Origin of the sequence: Streptomyces sp. CoH27 (assembly GCF_020181035.1) — a bacterium.
In the GTDB taxonomy this organism is placed as follows: domain Bacteria; phylum Actinomycetota; class Actinomycetes; order Streptomycetales; family Streptomycetaceae; genus Streptomyces; species Streptomyces camelliae.
Genome location: NZ_JAIQYY010000008.1, coordinates 116,801 through 130,447, shown reverse-complemented (window position 1 = coordinate 130,447; position 13,647 = coordinate 116,801). Strand labels below are relative to the sequence as shown.

Annotated in this window: 8 protein-coding genes and 1 tRNA gene; 7 read left to right on the top strand and 2 right to left on the bottom strand. The window is 72.8% G+C overall.

Annotated features, from left to right (window positions below; translation table 11 throughout):
• Positions 1 to 67: 67 nt before the first annotated feature.
• The 7 genes from LE548_RS14735 to LE548_RS14705 all read left to right on the top strand — a co-directional run bounded on the left by LE548_RS14735 (position 68) and on the right by LE548_RS14705 (position 12,323).
• Positions 68 to 1,588, top strand: coding sequence for a class I SAM-dependent methyltransferase (locus tag LE548_RS14735; RefSeq protein ID WP_225097276.1), 1,521 nt, complete (start codon positions 68 to 70; stop codon positions 1,586 to 1,588).
• 545 nt (positions 1,589 to 2,133) lie between these two features.
• Positions 2,134 to 2,331, top strand: coding sequence for a hypothetical protein (locus tag LE548_RS14730; protein WP_225097275.1), 198 nt, complete (start codon positions 2,134 to 2,136; stop codon positions 2,329 to 2,331).
• Between the two features lie 268 nt (positions 2,332 to 2,599).
• Entirely contained in the window at positions 2,600 to 5,434 is a 2,835-nt protein-coding gene (topA, locus tag LE548_RS14725) for a type I DNA topoisomerase (protein ID WP_225097274.1), read from the top strand.
• A gap of 138 nt (positions 5,435 to 5,572) precedes the next feature.
• Positions 5,573 to 8,983 carry a dTMP kinase gene (tmk, locus tag LE548_RS14720; protein ID WP_225097273.1) on the top strand — a complete coding sequence of 1,137 codons (3,411 nt, stop codon included), beginning with the start codon at positions 5,573 to 5,575 and terminating at the stop codon, positions 8,981 to 8,983.
• A 215-nt stretch (positions 8,984 to 9,198) separates the two neighbouring features.
• Entirely contained in the window at positions 9,199 to 10,404 is a 1,206-nt protein-coding gene (locus tag LE548_RS14715) for a DNA polymerase III subunit delta' (protein ID WP_225097272.1), read from the top strand.
• Positions 10,405 to 10,504: 100 nt separating this feature from the next.
• The gene (locus LE548_RS14710) at positions 10,505 to 12,118 is read left to right on the top strand and encodes an alpha/beta hydrolase (RefSeq protein ID WP_225097271.1); all 1,614 of its coding nucleotides are present in this window, start codon (positions 10,505 to 10,507) and stop codon (positions 12,116 to 12,118) included.
• A gap of 131 nt (positions 12,119 to 12,249) precedes the next feature.
• A tRNA-Thr gene (locus LE548_RS14705) sits at positions 12,250 to 12,323 on the top strand.
• A 232-nt stretch (positions 12,324 to 12,555) separates the two neighbouring features.
• On the opposite strand, the gene grpE is transcribed toward LE548_RS14705, so the two are convergent.
• The gene (grpE, locus tag LE548_RS14700; RefSeq protein ID WP_225097270.1) at positions 12,556 to 13,122 is read right to left on the bottom strand and encodes a nucleotide exchange factor GrpE; all 567 of its coding nucleotides are present in this window, start codon (positions 13,120 to 13,122) and stop codon (positions 12,556 to 12,558) included.
• A 2-nt stretch (positions 13,123 to 13,124) separates the two neighbouring features.
• The coding region (locus tag LE548_RS14695) for an Hsp70 family protein (RefSeq protein ID WP_225097269.1) at positions 13,125 to 13,647 on the bottom strand (523 nt) is incomplete at its 5' end.

Here is a 13,647-nt window from a genome sequence, read left to right as displayed (position 1 = left end):
GGCTGACGTCGGCGAACGGCCCGCGCGCGGTCGGCCCCGGGCCTCCGCCGCGGGCCACAATGGGGACGTGACTGACTCCGGACTCGCCTCCCTGCCCGCTTCCGACCGGCCCGAGACCGCCGCGCGCCTGCGGGACGCGTTGCTGGCCGCCTCCTTCACCGCCGACGGGCTGCTCGACCTGCTCGGCGCCTCCGCGTACGCGGCGCTGGCCCGCAGCGAGACCGTGCCCGCCCTGCGCGCCACCCGTGGCGACACGCCACTGGAGACGCTCGTACGGCTGTTCCTGCTTCAGCAACCGGTGCCGTACGCGCGCGTGGCGCACGTTCTGCCCGCCGAGGAGGCCCTAGGCGCCGGGTGGCTCACGCGCGCGGGCGGCGACGAGGTGGCCGCGACCGTGGATGTGCGGCCCTACGGCGGCCCCGGCGGCGAGGACTGGTTCATCGTCTCCGACCTGGGCTGCGCGGTGGGCGGAGCCGGCGGGATCGGGCAGCGCGACGAGGGTGTCGTACTCGGCGTCGGCGGTGCCTCCACGACCCTCGCCGGCATCACCGTCCGTACGCCGGTCGCGTCCGCCCTGGACCTCGGCACCGGCTCCGGCATCCAGGCGCTGCACGCCGCCCAGCACGCCACGCGCGTGACGGCGACCGACCTCAACCCGCGCGCCCTTCACATCACCGCGCTCACACTCGCGCTCTCCGCCGCCCCCGCCGCCGACCTGCGCGAGGGCTCGCTGTTCGAACCGGTTCGGGACGACGAGACCTTCGACCTGATCGTCTCCAACCCGCCCTTCGTCATCTCGCCCGGCACCCGCCTCACCTACCGGGACGGCGGGATGGGCGGGGACGATCTGTGCCGCTCGCTCGTTCAGCAGGCGGGGGAACGGCTGAACGAGGGCGGGTTCGCGCAGTTCCTCGCCAACTGGCAGCACGTGGAGGGGGAGGACTGGCAGGACAGAGTCAGGTCGTGGGTGCCGCGCGGGTGCGATGCCTGGATCGTGCAGCGCGAGGTGCAGGACGTCACGCAGTACGCCGAGCTGTGGCTGAGGGACGCCGGTGACCACCGCGGGGATCCGGTGGAGTACCAGGCGCGATACGACGCCTGGCTCGACGAGTTCGAGGCACGCAAGGTGAAGGCGGTCGGCTTCGGCTGGATCACCCTGCGCCGTACGGGGTCCGCCGAGCCCGTCGTCACCGTGGAGGAGTGGCCGCATCCGGTCGAGCAGCCCCTCGGGGACACGATCCGGGCGCACTTCGAGCGCCTCGACCATCTCCGCGAACACGACGACGCGGCGCTGCTCGAAGGCCACTTCAGGCTGGCCGCCGAGGTGGTCCAGGAGCAGGTCGGCCTGCCCGGCGCAGAGGACCCGGAGCACGTGGTGCTGCGCCAGCACCGCGGGATGCGCCGGGCCACGAAGGTGGACACGGTCGCTGCGGGCTTCGCCGGCGTGTGCGACGGCACGCTCAGCGCCGGCCGCATCCTGGACGCCATCGCCCAACTCGTGGGTGAGGACCCGGTGCTGCTCCGCGATCGCACACCGGCACAGATCCGGCTGCTGGTGGAACAGGGGTTCCTGGAGCCGCTGGGCTGACCCGGCCGCCCGCCCGGCCTGCGCCGAGGGCTCGGTCGGGAGCCGGGCGAGAGGTGGGTGGGGCTGTGGGGCCTGACCGGCGGGCCGATGTCCGGCCTGCGCCGACAGTTCGACCGGGAGGCTGGAGTGAGGGGCGGGGGAGCCGGGGGCCGGAGCTGGTGGGCGGGTCGGGTCGGGTGGGGGCGGGGTCGTGTGCCTTCCGGGGCGCTGGGAGCGCGGTGCGCGTGTGCCGTGCCGGGGCAGGTGTCGTACCGGTCGTGCCTCCGCTGTCGTAGACGTGGTCGGATCGACACATCACGGCGTCGGGATCATCGTCGTATGCCCGCGGCACGCGACCGGAATCGGTGGCCGCGGGTGCGGGGCGCGCCGGGGTCGGCAAAAAGGCCGGAAAAGTATGGGTGCCGAGTGTGCGCGGGCCATACTCGACCTGGTGTTCGATATCACAGGGGCCCGCCGTTCACCCCGATGTCACCCGCCGGCTGCCCCCGCGTGCCACCCTCCCCGCGCTGGACGGAGCCGGACGGCGGAGAAGGGGAGCGCGGGGGATGGAGAGCGGGCCGGCGATCTTCGCGGGAGTGGTGTTCGCCCTGTTCGGGGGCGCCCTGCTGGCCTGGACCGGCGCCCGCGTCCGGCGCCGCGAGCCGGTGGCCCAGGGTGTGAACCAAGTCGCATCGGCCACCCTCGCGACGGTGGCCGGGACGGCCGCGCTGGCACTCGGTGTGTACTGCCTGACCTGCCTCTGACGTCGGCGGGCGCGCCTCGCCGGGCGTGTCGCGGGAGTAAGGGGAGCGTCACGCTCCGGACAGGCGCGTGGGACCTCCAGGCACTCCGGGCGGCAGGAATGGCGGTAGTCGGGTTACCGTTCGAGTGGCCGTTGTGGGCTTTTCCCGTTTGACACGGGGGCGGGATGTACCGTCACACTCCGCAGCGTCACACGTGCCAGCAGTACGCCGCGACCCCGGGACGAAGGCCCTGGGGAGGCCACAGCGTCGACCGGAGAGAAGAGCGAAGTTGTCCCCGACCAGCGAGACCGCACAGGGCGGCCGCCGACTCGTCATCGTCGAGTCGCCTGCCAAGGCGAAGACGATCAAGGGCTACCTCGGCCCCGGCTACGTCGTCGAAGCGAGTGTCGGGCACATCCGCGACCTCCCCAACGGCGCCGCCGAGGTGCCCGAGAAGTACACCGGCGAGGTCCGCCGCCTCGGTGTGGACGTAGACCATGACTTCCAGCCGATCTATGTGATCAACGCTGACAAGAAGGCGCAGGTCAAGAAGCTCAAGGACCTGCTGAAGGACTCCGACGAGCTCTTCCTCGCCACCGATGAGGACCGGGAGGGCGAGGCGATCGCCTGGCACCTCCAGGAGGTCCTCAAGCCGAAGATCCCCGTCAAGCGGATGGTCTTCCACGAGATCACCAAGGACGCGATCCGCGAGGCCGTCGCCAACCCGCGCCAGCTCAACCAGAAGCTGGTCGACGCCCAGGAGACCCGCCGCATCCTCGACCGTCTCTACGGCTACGAGGTCTCGCCGGTCCTGTGGAAGAAGGTCATGCCCCGGCTGTCGGCCGGCCGCGTCCAGTCCGTCGCGACGCGTCTCGTCGTGGAGCGGGAACGCGAGCGCATCGCTTTTCGTTCTGCCGAGTACTGGGACCTGACGGGCACCTTCGCGACCGGCCGCGCGGGAGACCCGTCGGACCCGTCGTCGCTGGTCGCCCGCCTCCAGACCGTCGACGGCAGGCGGATCGCGCAGGGCCGCGACTTCGACTCCCTGGGACAGCTCAAGAGCGAGAACACCCTCCACCTCGACGAGGCGACCGCCCGCGCCCTCGCCGCCGCCCTGGAGAGCACCCGCTTCTCCGTGCGCTCGGTCGAGTCCAAGCCGTACCGCCGCTCGCCGTACGCCCCGTTCCGTACGACGACGCTGCAGCAGGAGGCCAGCCGCAAGCTCGGCTTCGGCGCGAAGGCGACGATGCAGGTCGCCCAGAAGCTGTACGAGAACGGCTACATCACGTACATGCGTACGGACTCCACGACGCTGAGCGACACGGCGATCGCGGCGGCCCGTGCGCAGGTCACGCAGCTCTACGGCGCGGACTACCTCCCGCCGCAGCCGCGCACCTACGCCGCGAAGGTCAAGAACGCGCAGGAGGCCCACGAGGCGATCCGCCCCTCGGGTGATCGTTTCCGCACGCCCGCCGAGACCGGCCTGACCGGAGACCAGTTCAAGCTCTACGAGCTGATCTGGAAGCGGACCGTCGCCTCCCAGATGAAGGACGCGACCGGCAACAGCGTGACCGTCAAGATCGGTGGCGCCGCCGCCGACGGCCGGGACGTCGAGTTCAGCGCCTCCGGCAAGACGATCACCTTCCACGGCTTCCTGAAGGCCTACGTCGAGGGTGCCGACGACCCGAACGCCGAGCTGGACGACCGCGAGCGCCGGCTGCCGCAGGTCGCCGAGGGCGACGCGCTGTCCGCCGAGGAGATCACGGTCGACGGCCACGCCACCAAGCCCCCGGCCCGCTACACCGAGGCCTCCCTGGTCAAGGAGCTGGAAGAGCGCGAGATCGGCCGCCCGTCGACGTACGCGTCGATCATCGGCACGATCCTCGACCGCGGCTACGTCTTCAAGAAGGGCACGGCCCTGGTGCCGTCCTTCCTGTCCTTCGCCGTGGTCAACCTCCTGGAGAAGCACTTCGGGCGGCTCGTCGACTACGACTTCACCGCCAAGATGGAGGACGACCTCGACCGCATCGCGGCTGGTCAGGCGCAGGCCGTGCCGTGGCTGAAGAGGTTCTACTTCGGCGAGGGCACAGGTCACGGCGGGGCGGCCGAGGCCGGCAACGGCGACGGGGACCACCTCGGCGGCCTCAAGGAGCTCGTCACCGACCTGGGCGCGATCGACGCGCGCGAGGTGTCGTCGTTCCCGGTGGGCAACGGCATCGTGCTCCGCGTCGGCCGCTACGGCCCGTACATCGAGCGCGGCGAGAAGGACACCGAGGAGCACCAGCGCGCCGACATCCCGGACGACCTGGCGCCGGACGAGCTGTCCGTGGAGCTGGCCGAGGAGCTGCTGGCCAAGCCGAGCGGCGACTTCGAGCTGGGCGCCGACCCGGCCACGGGCCACCAGATCGTTGCCAAGGCCGGTCGCTACGGCCCGTACGTCACCGAGATCCTCCCCGAGGGCACCCCGAAGACCGGCAAGAACGCGGTGAAGCCGCGCACGGCCTCCCTCTTCAAGTCGATGTCGCTCGACACGGTGACGCTCGACGACGCGCTCAAGCTGATGTCGCTGCCGCGCGTCGTCGGCACCGACGCCGAGGGCCAGGAGATCACCGCGCAGAACGGCCGCTACGGCCCGTATCTGAAGAAGGGCACGGACTCGCGCTCACTGCAGTCCGAGGACCAGCTCTTCACGATCACGCTGGAGGAGGCGCTGGCGATCTACGCCCAGCCCAAGCAGCGTGGCCGCGCCGCCGCCAAGCCGCCGCTGAAGGAGCTGGGCGAGGACCCGGTCTCCGGCAAGCCGGTCGTGGTCAAGGACGGCCGCTTCGGTCCGTACGTCACCGACGGCGAGACCAACGCGACCCTCCGCTCCGGCGACAGCGTCGAGACGATCACCCCGGAGCGCGGCTTCGAGCTGCTCGCCGAGAAGCGCGCGAAGGGGCCCGCCAAGAAGACCGCGAAGAAGACGGTGGCCAAGAAGACGGCCCCGGCGAAGAAGACCGCGGCCAAGAAGACGGCGGCGAAGAAGACGACCGCGGCCGCGAAGAAGACCACGGCGGCCAAGAAGACGACCGCCAAGAAGACGACCGCCGCCAAGGCGTCGGCTTCCGGCGCGGAGGACTGATTCCGGCGCGGAGGACCGAGTTCTTCGCGCTCCTGTTCGGCTTCGCAACGCACACGCCTCGGCATCACTTTGGTGTCGGGGCGTGCGCATGCCAGGAGAGCGACGTGTGCTGTCGGTGGCTGCCGATAGGCTGAACGCATGACGCGAGCCGAGCAGCCAACGGCCCCCACCACAGCCCCGGACGACGCCCTGGTCGCGGACTCCCGCGAGCGCGCCGTCCGCTCCCTGCTGCGCCGCCCGGAGCTGCGGCGCCTGTGGAGCGCGCACCTGGTGGGCGGTGCCGGCGATGCCCTCGCCCTCCTCGTCCTGGTCGTCCTCGTCCTGCAGGCGGCGATTGCCCAGGGCTCCTTCGGCGGCGGGTACCGGGGCGTGGCGTTCGCAGTGGCGACGGTCTTCGCGGTGCGTGTGCTCGCCACGCTGCTCTTCGGCGCCGTCCTGCTCGGCCCGCTGACCTCGCTCACCGCCCAGGAAGGCCCGCTCGACCGGCGCTGGACCATGGTCGGCGCCGACGCCCTGCGCGCCCTGCTGCTGATCGTCGCGCCCCTGTGGATCGACTGGACGCCGGACAACGCCCTGGCGGTCCTGCTCGTCACCGCCTTCGTCACCGGCGTCGCCGAGCGCCTGTGGACGGTGTGCCGGGAAAGCGCGGCCCCCGCCCTGCTGCCCGGCCCGCCCCCGGAAGGCGCCACCGTACGGCCGCTGCCGGACCACATGGACGCCCTGCGCCGCCTTTCGCTGCGCACCAGCTTCCTGGCCGTCCCGTTGGCCGCCGCAGCGCTGGTCGTCGCCGGGCTGCTCAACAACCTGCTGGGCACCGGCGTGGCCTGGTTCGACCAGCACCACGCGGCCCTCGGGTCGTATGTCGCGGCGGGCCTGTTCGCCGCCTCCCTGTCCGTGCTGACCTCTCTCGAACTGCCCGCCGTGCGCACCCCGCGCGCGCGGTCCCCGCTGGAGGGCCTGCGCCGCCCGCGCACCGGCACCGGCGTGGACAAGGGCCGTACGGGCGCCATCCCGCTGCTCGTCCCGGCCTGCGCCGCCGTCGCGGGCGCGATCGCCGCCGCCGTCTCGGTGTGCGTGCTGCACGCCGCCGACCTGGGCGGCGGCCCGGTCCTGTACGGCCTGCTGGTCCTCGGCCTGACCGGCGGCGTCGCCGTCGGCATCCGTACGGCTCCCGCGCTGCTGCCCTCGCTCTCGCGCCGCAGGCTCCTCGCCCTCGCGATCGCCTTCACCGGCATCGCCCTGCTGGCCGCGGGCCTGGTCCCGGACGTCACCACGGTGCTGCTGATCGTCACGATCGCCGGTGTCACCGCGGGCGTGGCCGCGAACACCGGGCACGCCCTGCTCGACCAGGAGACCGAGGACTTCCGCCGCGCGCGCGTCACCGAGCATCTGCACGCGGTGGTCCGCGTCTGCATAGCGCTCGGCGTCCTGATCGCGCCCGTGGTCGCCGGGCTCATCGGCCGGCACCGCCTGGAGAACGGCCGGTTCGTCTTCGCGCACGGCGGCGCCTCCTTCACGCTGATGCTGGTCGGCGCGCTGCTGCTGCCGGTGGCCGCGCTGGTGCTCGCCAAGGTCGACGACCGTTCCGGCATCCCGCTGCGCCAGGACCTCAAGGACGCGCTGCTCGGCGGCGACGACCCCGTCGAGGCCCCGGCCGGGACCGGCTTCTTCATCGCCCTGGAGGGCGGCGACGGCGCCGGCAAGTCCACCCAGGCCGAGGCCCTCGCCGAGTGGATCCGGGCCAAGGGCCACGAGGTCGTGCTCACCCGCGAGCCCGGCGCCACGCCCGTCGGCAAGCGGCTGCGCTCGATCCTGCTGGACGTGTCCTCGGCAGGCCTGTCGCACCGCGCGGAGGCGCTGCTGTACGCCGCCGACCGTGCCGAGCACGTCGACACCGTCGTACGCCCCGCCCTGGAGCGCGGCGCGGTCGTCATCTCCGACCGCTACATCGACTCGTCCGTCGCCTACCAGGGCGCCGGCCGCGACCTGTCCCCGACCGAGATCGCCCGCATCAACCGCTGGGCGACCAATGGACTCGTCCCGCACCTCACCGTCCTGCTCGACGTCTCCCCGGAGACCGCCCGGGAGCGGTTCACGGAGGCGCCGGACCGGCTGGAGTCGGAGCCGGCGGAGTTCCACGCGCGCGTGCGGTCCGGTTTCCTCACGCTGGCCGCCGCCGACCCCGGCCGCTACCTGGTGGTGGACGCCGGCCAGGAGCCCGAGGCCGTCACCACGGTGATCCGGCACCGGCTCGACACCGTGCTGCCGCTGTCCGAGGCCGAGATCAAGGCCCAGGAGGAGGCGCGGAAGAAGGCCGAGGAGGAGGCCCGCCGCAAGGCCGAGGAAGAGGCCGCCCGCAAGGCCGAGGAGGAGCGCCTGGAGCGCGAGCGCCAGGAGCAGCTCGCCAAGCTCCGTGCCGAGGAGGAGGAGCGCAAGCGCCGCGAGCTGGAGGAGGCGCAGCGCCGCGAGGCCGAACGGCAGGCGGAGGAGGCCCGGCAGCGGGCCGAGGAGGCCGCCCGGCGCGCCGAGGAGGAGCGGCAGCGGCTGCTCGCCGAGGAGAAGGCCCGCGCCGAGGAGGAGGCCCGCCGCAGGGCCGAGGAGGAGCGGCGCCGCAGGCAGGCCGAGGAGGAGGCCCGGCTGCGCGCCGAGGAGGAGGCCCGGCAGGCCCGGCTGCGTGCCGAGGAGGAGGCGCGTCGGCTGGAGAAGCAGCGCAAGGCCGAGGAGGCGCTGCTGCGTGCCGAGGAGGCCCGGCGGCAGGCGGCCGAGGCCGCGGCGGCGGCCGACACGGCGGCCCGCCGGTCCAGCACCCCCCTGCCGGCCGCGCCGGGTGTCCTGCCCGAGGCGTCGACGGTCCCCACCCCGGTCGTGTCGCCGGACCCGCGCAGCACCGAGGAGACCGTCCCGACGCCGGTCGTGTCGCTCGGGAAGGACGAGCGGGACGCCGAGCAGACGGCCGTCCTGCGTCCGGTACGCGAGGACGGCGCCGGGGCCGACGAGGAGGCTCGGGAAACCGATGGGCGGGCGGAGACGTCCGCGCGGGACGCCCGTCCCGCGCGCGAGCCCGGGTCCGGCCCCGACGCCGAGGTGACGGCCGAGCTGCCGCAGTCTCCGGTGGTTCCGGGCACGGCGGACGAAACGGCGGTCCTGCCGCAGATCTCCCCCGAGGAGACGGCCGTACTGCCGCCGGTGCCTCCGGGCGCGGCCGACGAGACGGCCGTACTGCCGCCCGTCCGGGGTGACGTGCCGCCCGTACGAGGCGACGTACCGCCCGTGCCGGGGGACGCCCCGGCGGACCGGGTGCCGTCCGGCTTCTTCCGGGACGAGCGCCCGGCCGCGCGCCCCGACGGCTCCGAGGACCGCACCCGCGAGATGCCCCAGCTCGGCGCCGACGGCACCCCGCGGCGCCGGCCGCGCCCCGACTGGGCCGAGGAGACCCCGCTGGACGACCTGCCGTCGCTGGCGGACGAACTGCTGGGGTCGTACGACGAGCGGGACTACGGCGACCAGGACGAGGAGCAGGGCCGCAGGGGCCGGGGGCGGCGCGGCTGACGGCAGGTGCCTGCGGGGTACGGCGAGTGCGCGCCCCTGCTGGGCGGCGGAGCACAGGGCGGTGCGGGTCGGAGGACGACCGGCGCCGCCCTCGCCTTTCGCTGCTTTTCCCTGCCTTTCCGGCCGTCGGTGACGGCTCTCGGACGGCGCTGTCAGTGCCCGCCCCCACAATGGAGGGCAGGAACGCGAAGTGTGACGAAAGGGCGGTGTGACCCATGACCGTATGGGACGACCTCGTCGGGCAGGAGAAGGTGAGCGCGGTGCTCGACGCCGCCGCGCGGGACGCCGACGCCCTCGTCACCGCCGCCGCGGCGGACCAGCCGCTGCCCGAGACGTCGAAGATGACCCACGCCTGGCTGTTCACGGGCCCGCCCGGCGCGGGCCGGAACCAGGTGGCGAGGGCCTTCGCCGCGGCCCTGCAGTGCGTGAGCCCCGACCGCGCCCTCGGCGGCTCCCCCGGCTGCGGCTTCTGCGACGGCTGCCACACCGCGCTGCTCGGCACGCACGCGGACGTCGCCACGGTGGCCGCGGTCGGCGCCGAGATCCTGGTCAAGGACATGCGGGACACGGTCCGCAAGTCGTTCACCTCGCCGGCGAACGGCCGCTGGCAGATCATCCTGGTCGAGGACGCCGAGCGGCTGAACGAGAAGTCCGCCAACGCCGTCCTCAAGGCCGTCGAGGAGCCCGCCCCGCGCACGGTCTGGCTGCTGTGCGCCCCCTCCATCGAGGACGTCCTGCCGACGATCCGCTCCCGCTGCCGCCACCTGAACCTGCGTACGCCGTCCGTCGACGCGGTCGCCGACATGCTCGTACGGCGCGACGGCGTCGAGCCCCCGGTCGCGGCCGCCGCCGCCCGGGCCACCCAGGGCCACGTCGACCGCGCCCGCCGCCTGGCCACGGACCCGGCGGCCCGTGAGCGCCGCGCCGCCGTGCTGAAGCTGCCCCTGCGCCTCGACGAGGTCGGCGCCTGTCTCAAGGCGGCCCAGGAGCTGGTCGACGCGGCGGCCGAGGACGCCAAGCAGCTCGCCGAGGAGATGGACGGCAAGGAGACCGAGGAGCTGAAGGCGGCGCTGGGCGCGGTCCAGGGAGGCCGGCTGCCGCGCGGTACGGCGGGTGTGATGAAAGACCTGGAGGACATGCAGAAGCGCCGCAGAACCCGCACGCAGCGCGACAGCCTCGACATCGCCCTCGGCGACCTCACCGCGTTCTACCGCGACGTCCTCGCCCTCCAGCTCGGCTCCCGCGTGGCGATCGCTAACGCGGACGCCGAGGACGCCCTGGACCGCCTCGCCCGCGGCAGCAGCCCCGAGTCCACCCTCCGCCGCATCGAGGCCATCGCCGCCTGCCGCGAGGCCCTGGACCGCAATGTGGCCCCACTGCTGGCGGTGGAGGCGATGACGATGGCACTGCGGGCGGGGTGAGGAGTCTCCAAGGCGCCACACCCCCACCGGTGTCCCTCGTACGAGCACATCATCGCCCACGCACCGTACTCAACTCATCGCACAACGTTACGCTCGCCTGATGTACACCAGGCCATCCCTGCCATCCCCCCGCCGGACCCGGGGCGCCCGCCCCCGGGCGACGGCCCGCCTCACCGCCGGCCTTCTCGCGGCCGCCGCCCTGCTCGTGTCCGCCTGCTCTCCCGGGAGCTCGACCACCTCGGCCGGAGACACGGCGGAGGCGGCCCTGGCCGCGTTGCCGCGGTCGACACCGTCGGCATTGTCGTCGTACTACACCCAGCGGTTGCGCTGGCGCAGCTGCGGCACCCCCGGTTTCCAGTGCGCGACGATGACGGCCCCGCTGGACTACGGCAAGCCCGGCGCGGGCGACGTCCGGCTCGCCGTCGCCCGCAAGAAGGCCACCGGTACGGGCCAGCCGATCGGTTCGCTGCTGGTCAACCCGGGCGGTCCGGGCGGCTCGGCGGTCGATTACCTGCAGAGTTACGCGGGCGTCGGCTATCCGGCGGATGTCCGCGCCCGCTACGACATGGTCGCGATGGATCCGCGGGGCGTCGCCCGCAGCGAGCCTGTGGAGTGCCTCGACGGCCGGCAGATGGACATGTACACGCAGACGGACATGACGCCCGACGATCAGCAGGAGCGGAACGCGCTGGTCGCGGCGGACAAGACGTTCGACGAGAGCTGCGGGGCGCACTCGGCGCGGCTGCTGCGGCATGTCTCCACCGTCGAGGCGGCGCGGGACATGGACATCCTGCGGGCGGTGCTGGGTGATCGGAAACTGAACTATGTGGGGGCGTCGTACGGCACGTTCCTCGGCGCGACGTACGCGGGCCTGTTTCCCGACCGGGTCGGCCGGATGGTCCTGGACGGCGCGATGGACCCCTCCATCGACGCCCGCACGCTGAACCTGGACCAGACTTCCGGCTTCGAGACGGCGTTCCAGGCGTTCGCGAAGGACTGCGTACGGCGCGCCGACTGCCCGCTCGGCGGCAGGGGCACGACGCCCGCGCAGGTCGGCGACCACCTCAAGGCGTTCTTCCGCGAGGTGGACGCGCACCCGATCGCGACGGGCGACGCGGACGGCCGCAAGCTTGGCGAGTCGCTGGCCACGACCGGGGTGATCGCGGCGATGTACGACCAGGCGGAGTGGGAGCAACTGCGCGAGGCGCTGACCTCGGCGATGAAGGAGCACGACGGCGCGGGCCTGCTCGCGCTCTCCGACAGCTACTACGAACGTGACGCGAGCGGCCGCTACAGCAACCTGATGATGGCCAACGCCGCCGTGAACTGCCTGGACCTGCCGCCCGCCTTCACCGGCCCCGAGCAGGTGGAGCGGGCCCTGCCCGCGTTCGAGAAGGCGTCCCCGGTCTTCGGCGACTACCTGGCCTGGGCCGCGCTGAGCTGCACGTACTGGCCGGTGAGGGCCACCGGTTCGGCGCATCGCATCGAGGCGAAGGGCGCCGCCCCGATCGTCGTGGTCGGCACCACCCGCGACCCGGCGACCCCCTACCGCTGGGCCCAGTCCCTGTCCCGCCAGCTGTCCTCGGCGCGCCTGCTGACCTACGTCGGCGACGGCCACACCGCCTACGGGCGCGGCAGCACCTGCATCGACACCGCGATCAACACCTACCTGCTGAACGGCACCCCGCCAAGCGTCGGCAAGCGCTGCTCCTAGCCCCGGGAAAGCCCTGCTCACAGCCCCTGCGCCCGGCCCCGGAGCCCGCCTCTCCGGGGCATGGTCAGAGCACCCCGGAAAACTGTGTAGACTTACCGACGTTGCCGATCGCACCATAATGCGAACGGCGCGCCGCCTTAGCTCAGATGGCCAGAGCAACGCACTCGTAATGCGTAGGTCTCGGGTTCGAATCCCGAAGGCGGCTCCGAAAAAGCCCCAGGTCGCGCGCTGCTGACCTGGGGCTTTTGCCTTGTCGTAACCTTGCTCGGCCCTGGCTCGCCGCCGGTGTGCGGGGCTCGGACCTCGTCCGGTGGACGAGCGGTGGACACGACTGCAAGCGCGCTGCATGGGGCTGCTGAGCAGGTCCGTCTTCGGGCAATGGCCGCCGGATCAGATCGGGGGTCGGGGGCGGGCACGCCGGGACGACGGCGCCCGATTCATCCACGCGGCGGGCCGGACTGGGGGAGTGGGTTTTTCGTCCTCTTGTTCCGCTTGTTCCGCGTTGTCGCGGGTGCTTCGCCGCGTCCCGCGGCCAGGTTCCTCGCGGGCGGGGGCGGCCCGGTGACCTCGACGTGGGCCGGACGCAGGAGTTGGTCACCGAGCCGGTAGCCGGGGCGCAGGATCTCCGTGCAGATCAGCCGGTCGGTGTTCGGGGAGACGTGATGGACCACAGCCTCGTGCCGGGCGGGGTCGAAGAGGTCGCCTTCCTGGCCGAACGCCTCCAGGCCCAGGCGTCCCAGCTGGGTCCGGAGCGTGTCCGTGATCTCCTTCAGTCCCGGGGTCATGGGCTCGTGCGCGCAGGTGCGGTCGACGGCGTCCAGGACGGGCAGCAGGGCGCGCAGGACGTTCGCCACGGCGATCTGACCTACGGCCATACGGTCCCGGCGCACCCGCTTGCGGTAGTTGTCGTACTCGGCCTTCACCCGCTGCAGGTCCTCCGTGCGTTCCTCCAGCAGACGCCGCAGCCGGTCGGGGTCGGTGTTCTGCAGCCGGCCGTTGTCCATCGTCAGCCCGCCTCCCCCTTCTCGTCGTCGACGATCTCGGCGTCCACCACCTCGTCGTCCGATCCCGAGGCGCCCGGAGCCTGCGCGCCCGTGGGCTGCTCGGCGCGCGACTGCTCGTACAGTGCCGTGCCGATCTTCTGAGCCGCCTCGGCCGCACGCTCCATGGCCTGGCGGATCGCCGCGGTGTCCTCGCCCTTGAGCTTCTCCTTCAGCTCGGCCAGCGCCGCCTCGGTCTCGCTCTTCGCGTCCGCCGGGATCTTGTCGGTGTTGTCATGGATCAGCTTCTCCGTCGAGTAGACCAGCTGCTCGGCCTGGTTGCGGGTCTCCGCCGCCTCCCGGCGCCTGCGGTCCTCCTCCGCGTGCTGCTCCGCCTCGCGGACCATGCGGTCGATGTCGTCCTTCGGCAGGGCGGAACCGCCGGTGACGGTCATCTTCTGTTCCTTGCCGGTGCCCAGGTCCTTCGCCGAGACGTGCATGATGCCGTTGGCGTCGATGTCGAAGGCGACCTCGATCTGCGGCACGCCA

Coding starts and splice junctions, on each gene's coding strand:
- LE548_RS14730 (WP_225097275.1), top strand. CDS start 2,134: ATGGAGAGCGGGCCGGCGATCTTCGCGGGAGTGGTGTTCGCCCTGTTC.
- tmk (WP_225097273.1), top strand. CDS start 5,573: ATGACGCGAGCCGAGCAGCCAACGGCCCCCACCACAGCCCCGGACGAC.
- LE548_RS14715 (WP_225097272.1), top strand. CDS start 9,199: ATGACCGTATGGGACGACCTCGTCGGGCAGGAGAAGGTGAGCGCGGTG.
- LE548_RS14710 (WP_225097271.1), top strand. CDS start 10,505: ATGTACACCAGGCCATCCCTGCCATCCCCCCGCCGGACCCGGGGCGCC.
- grpE (WP_225097270.1), bottom strand. CDS start 13,122: ATGGACAACGGCCGGCTGCAGAACACCGACCCCGACCGGCTGCGGCGT.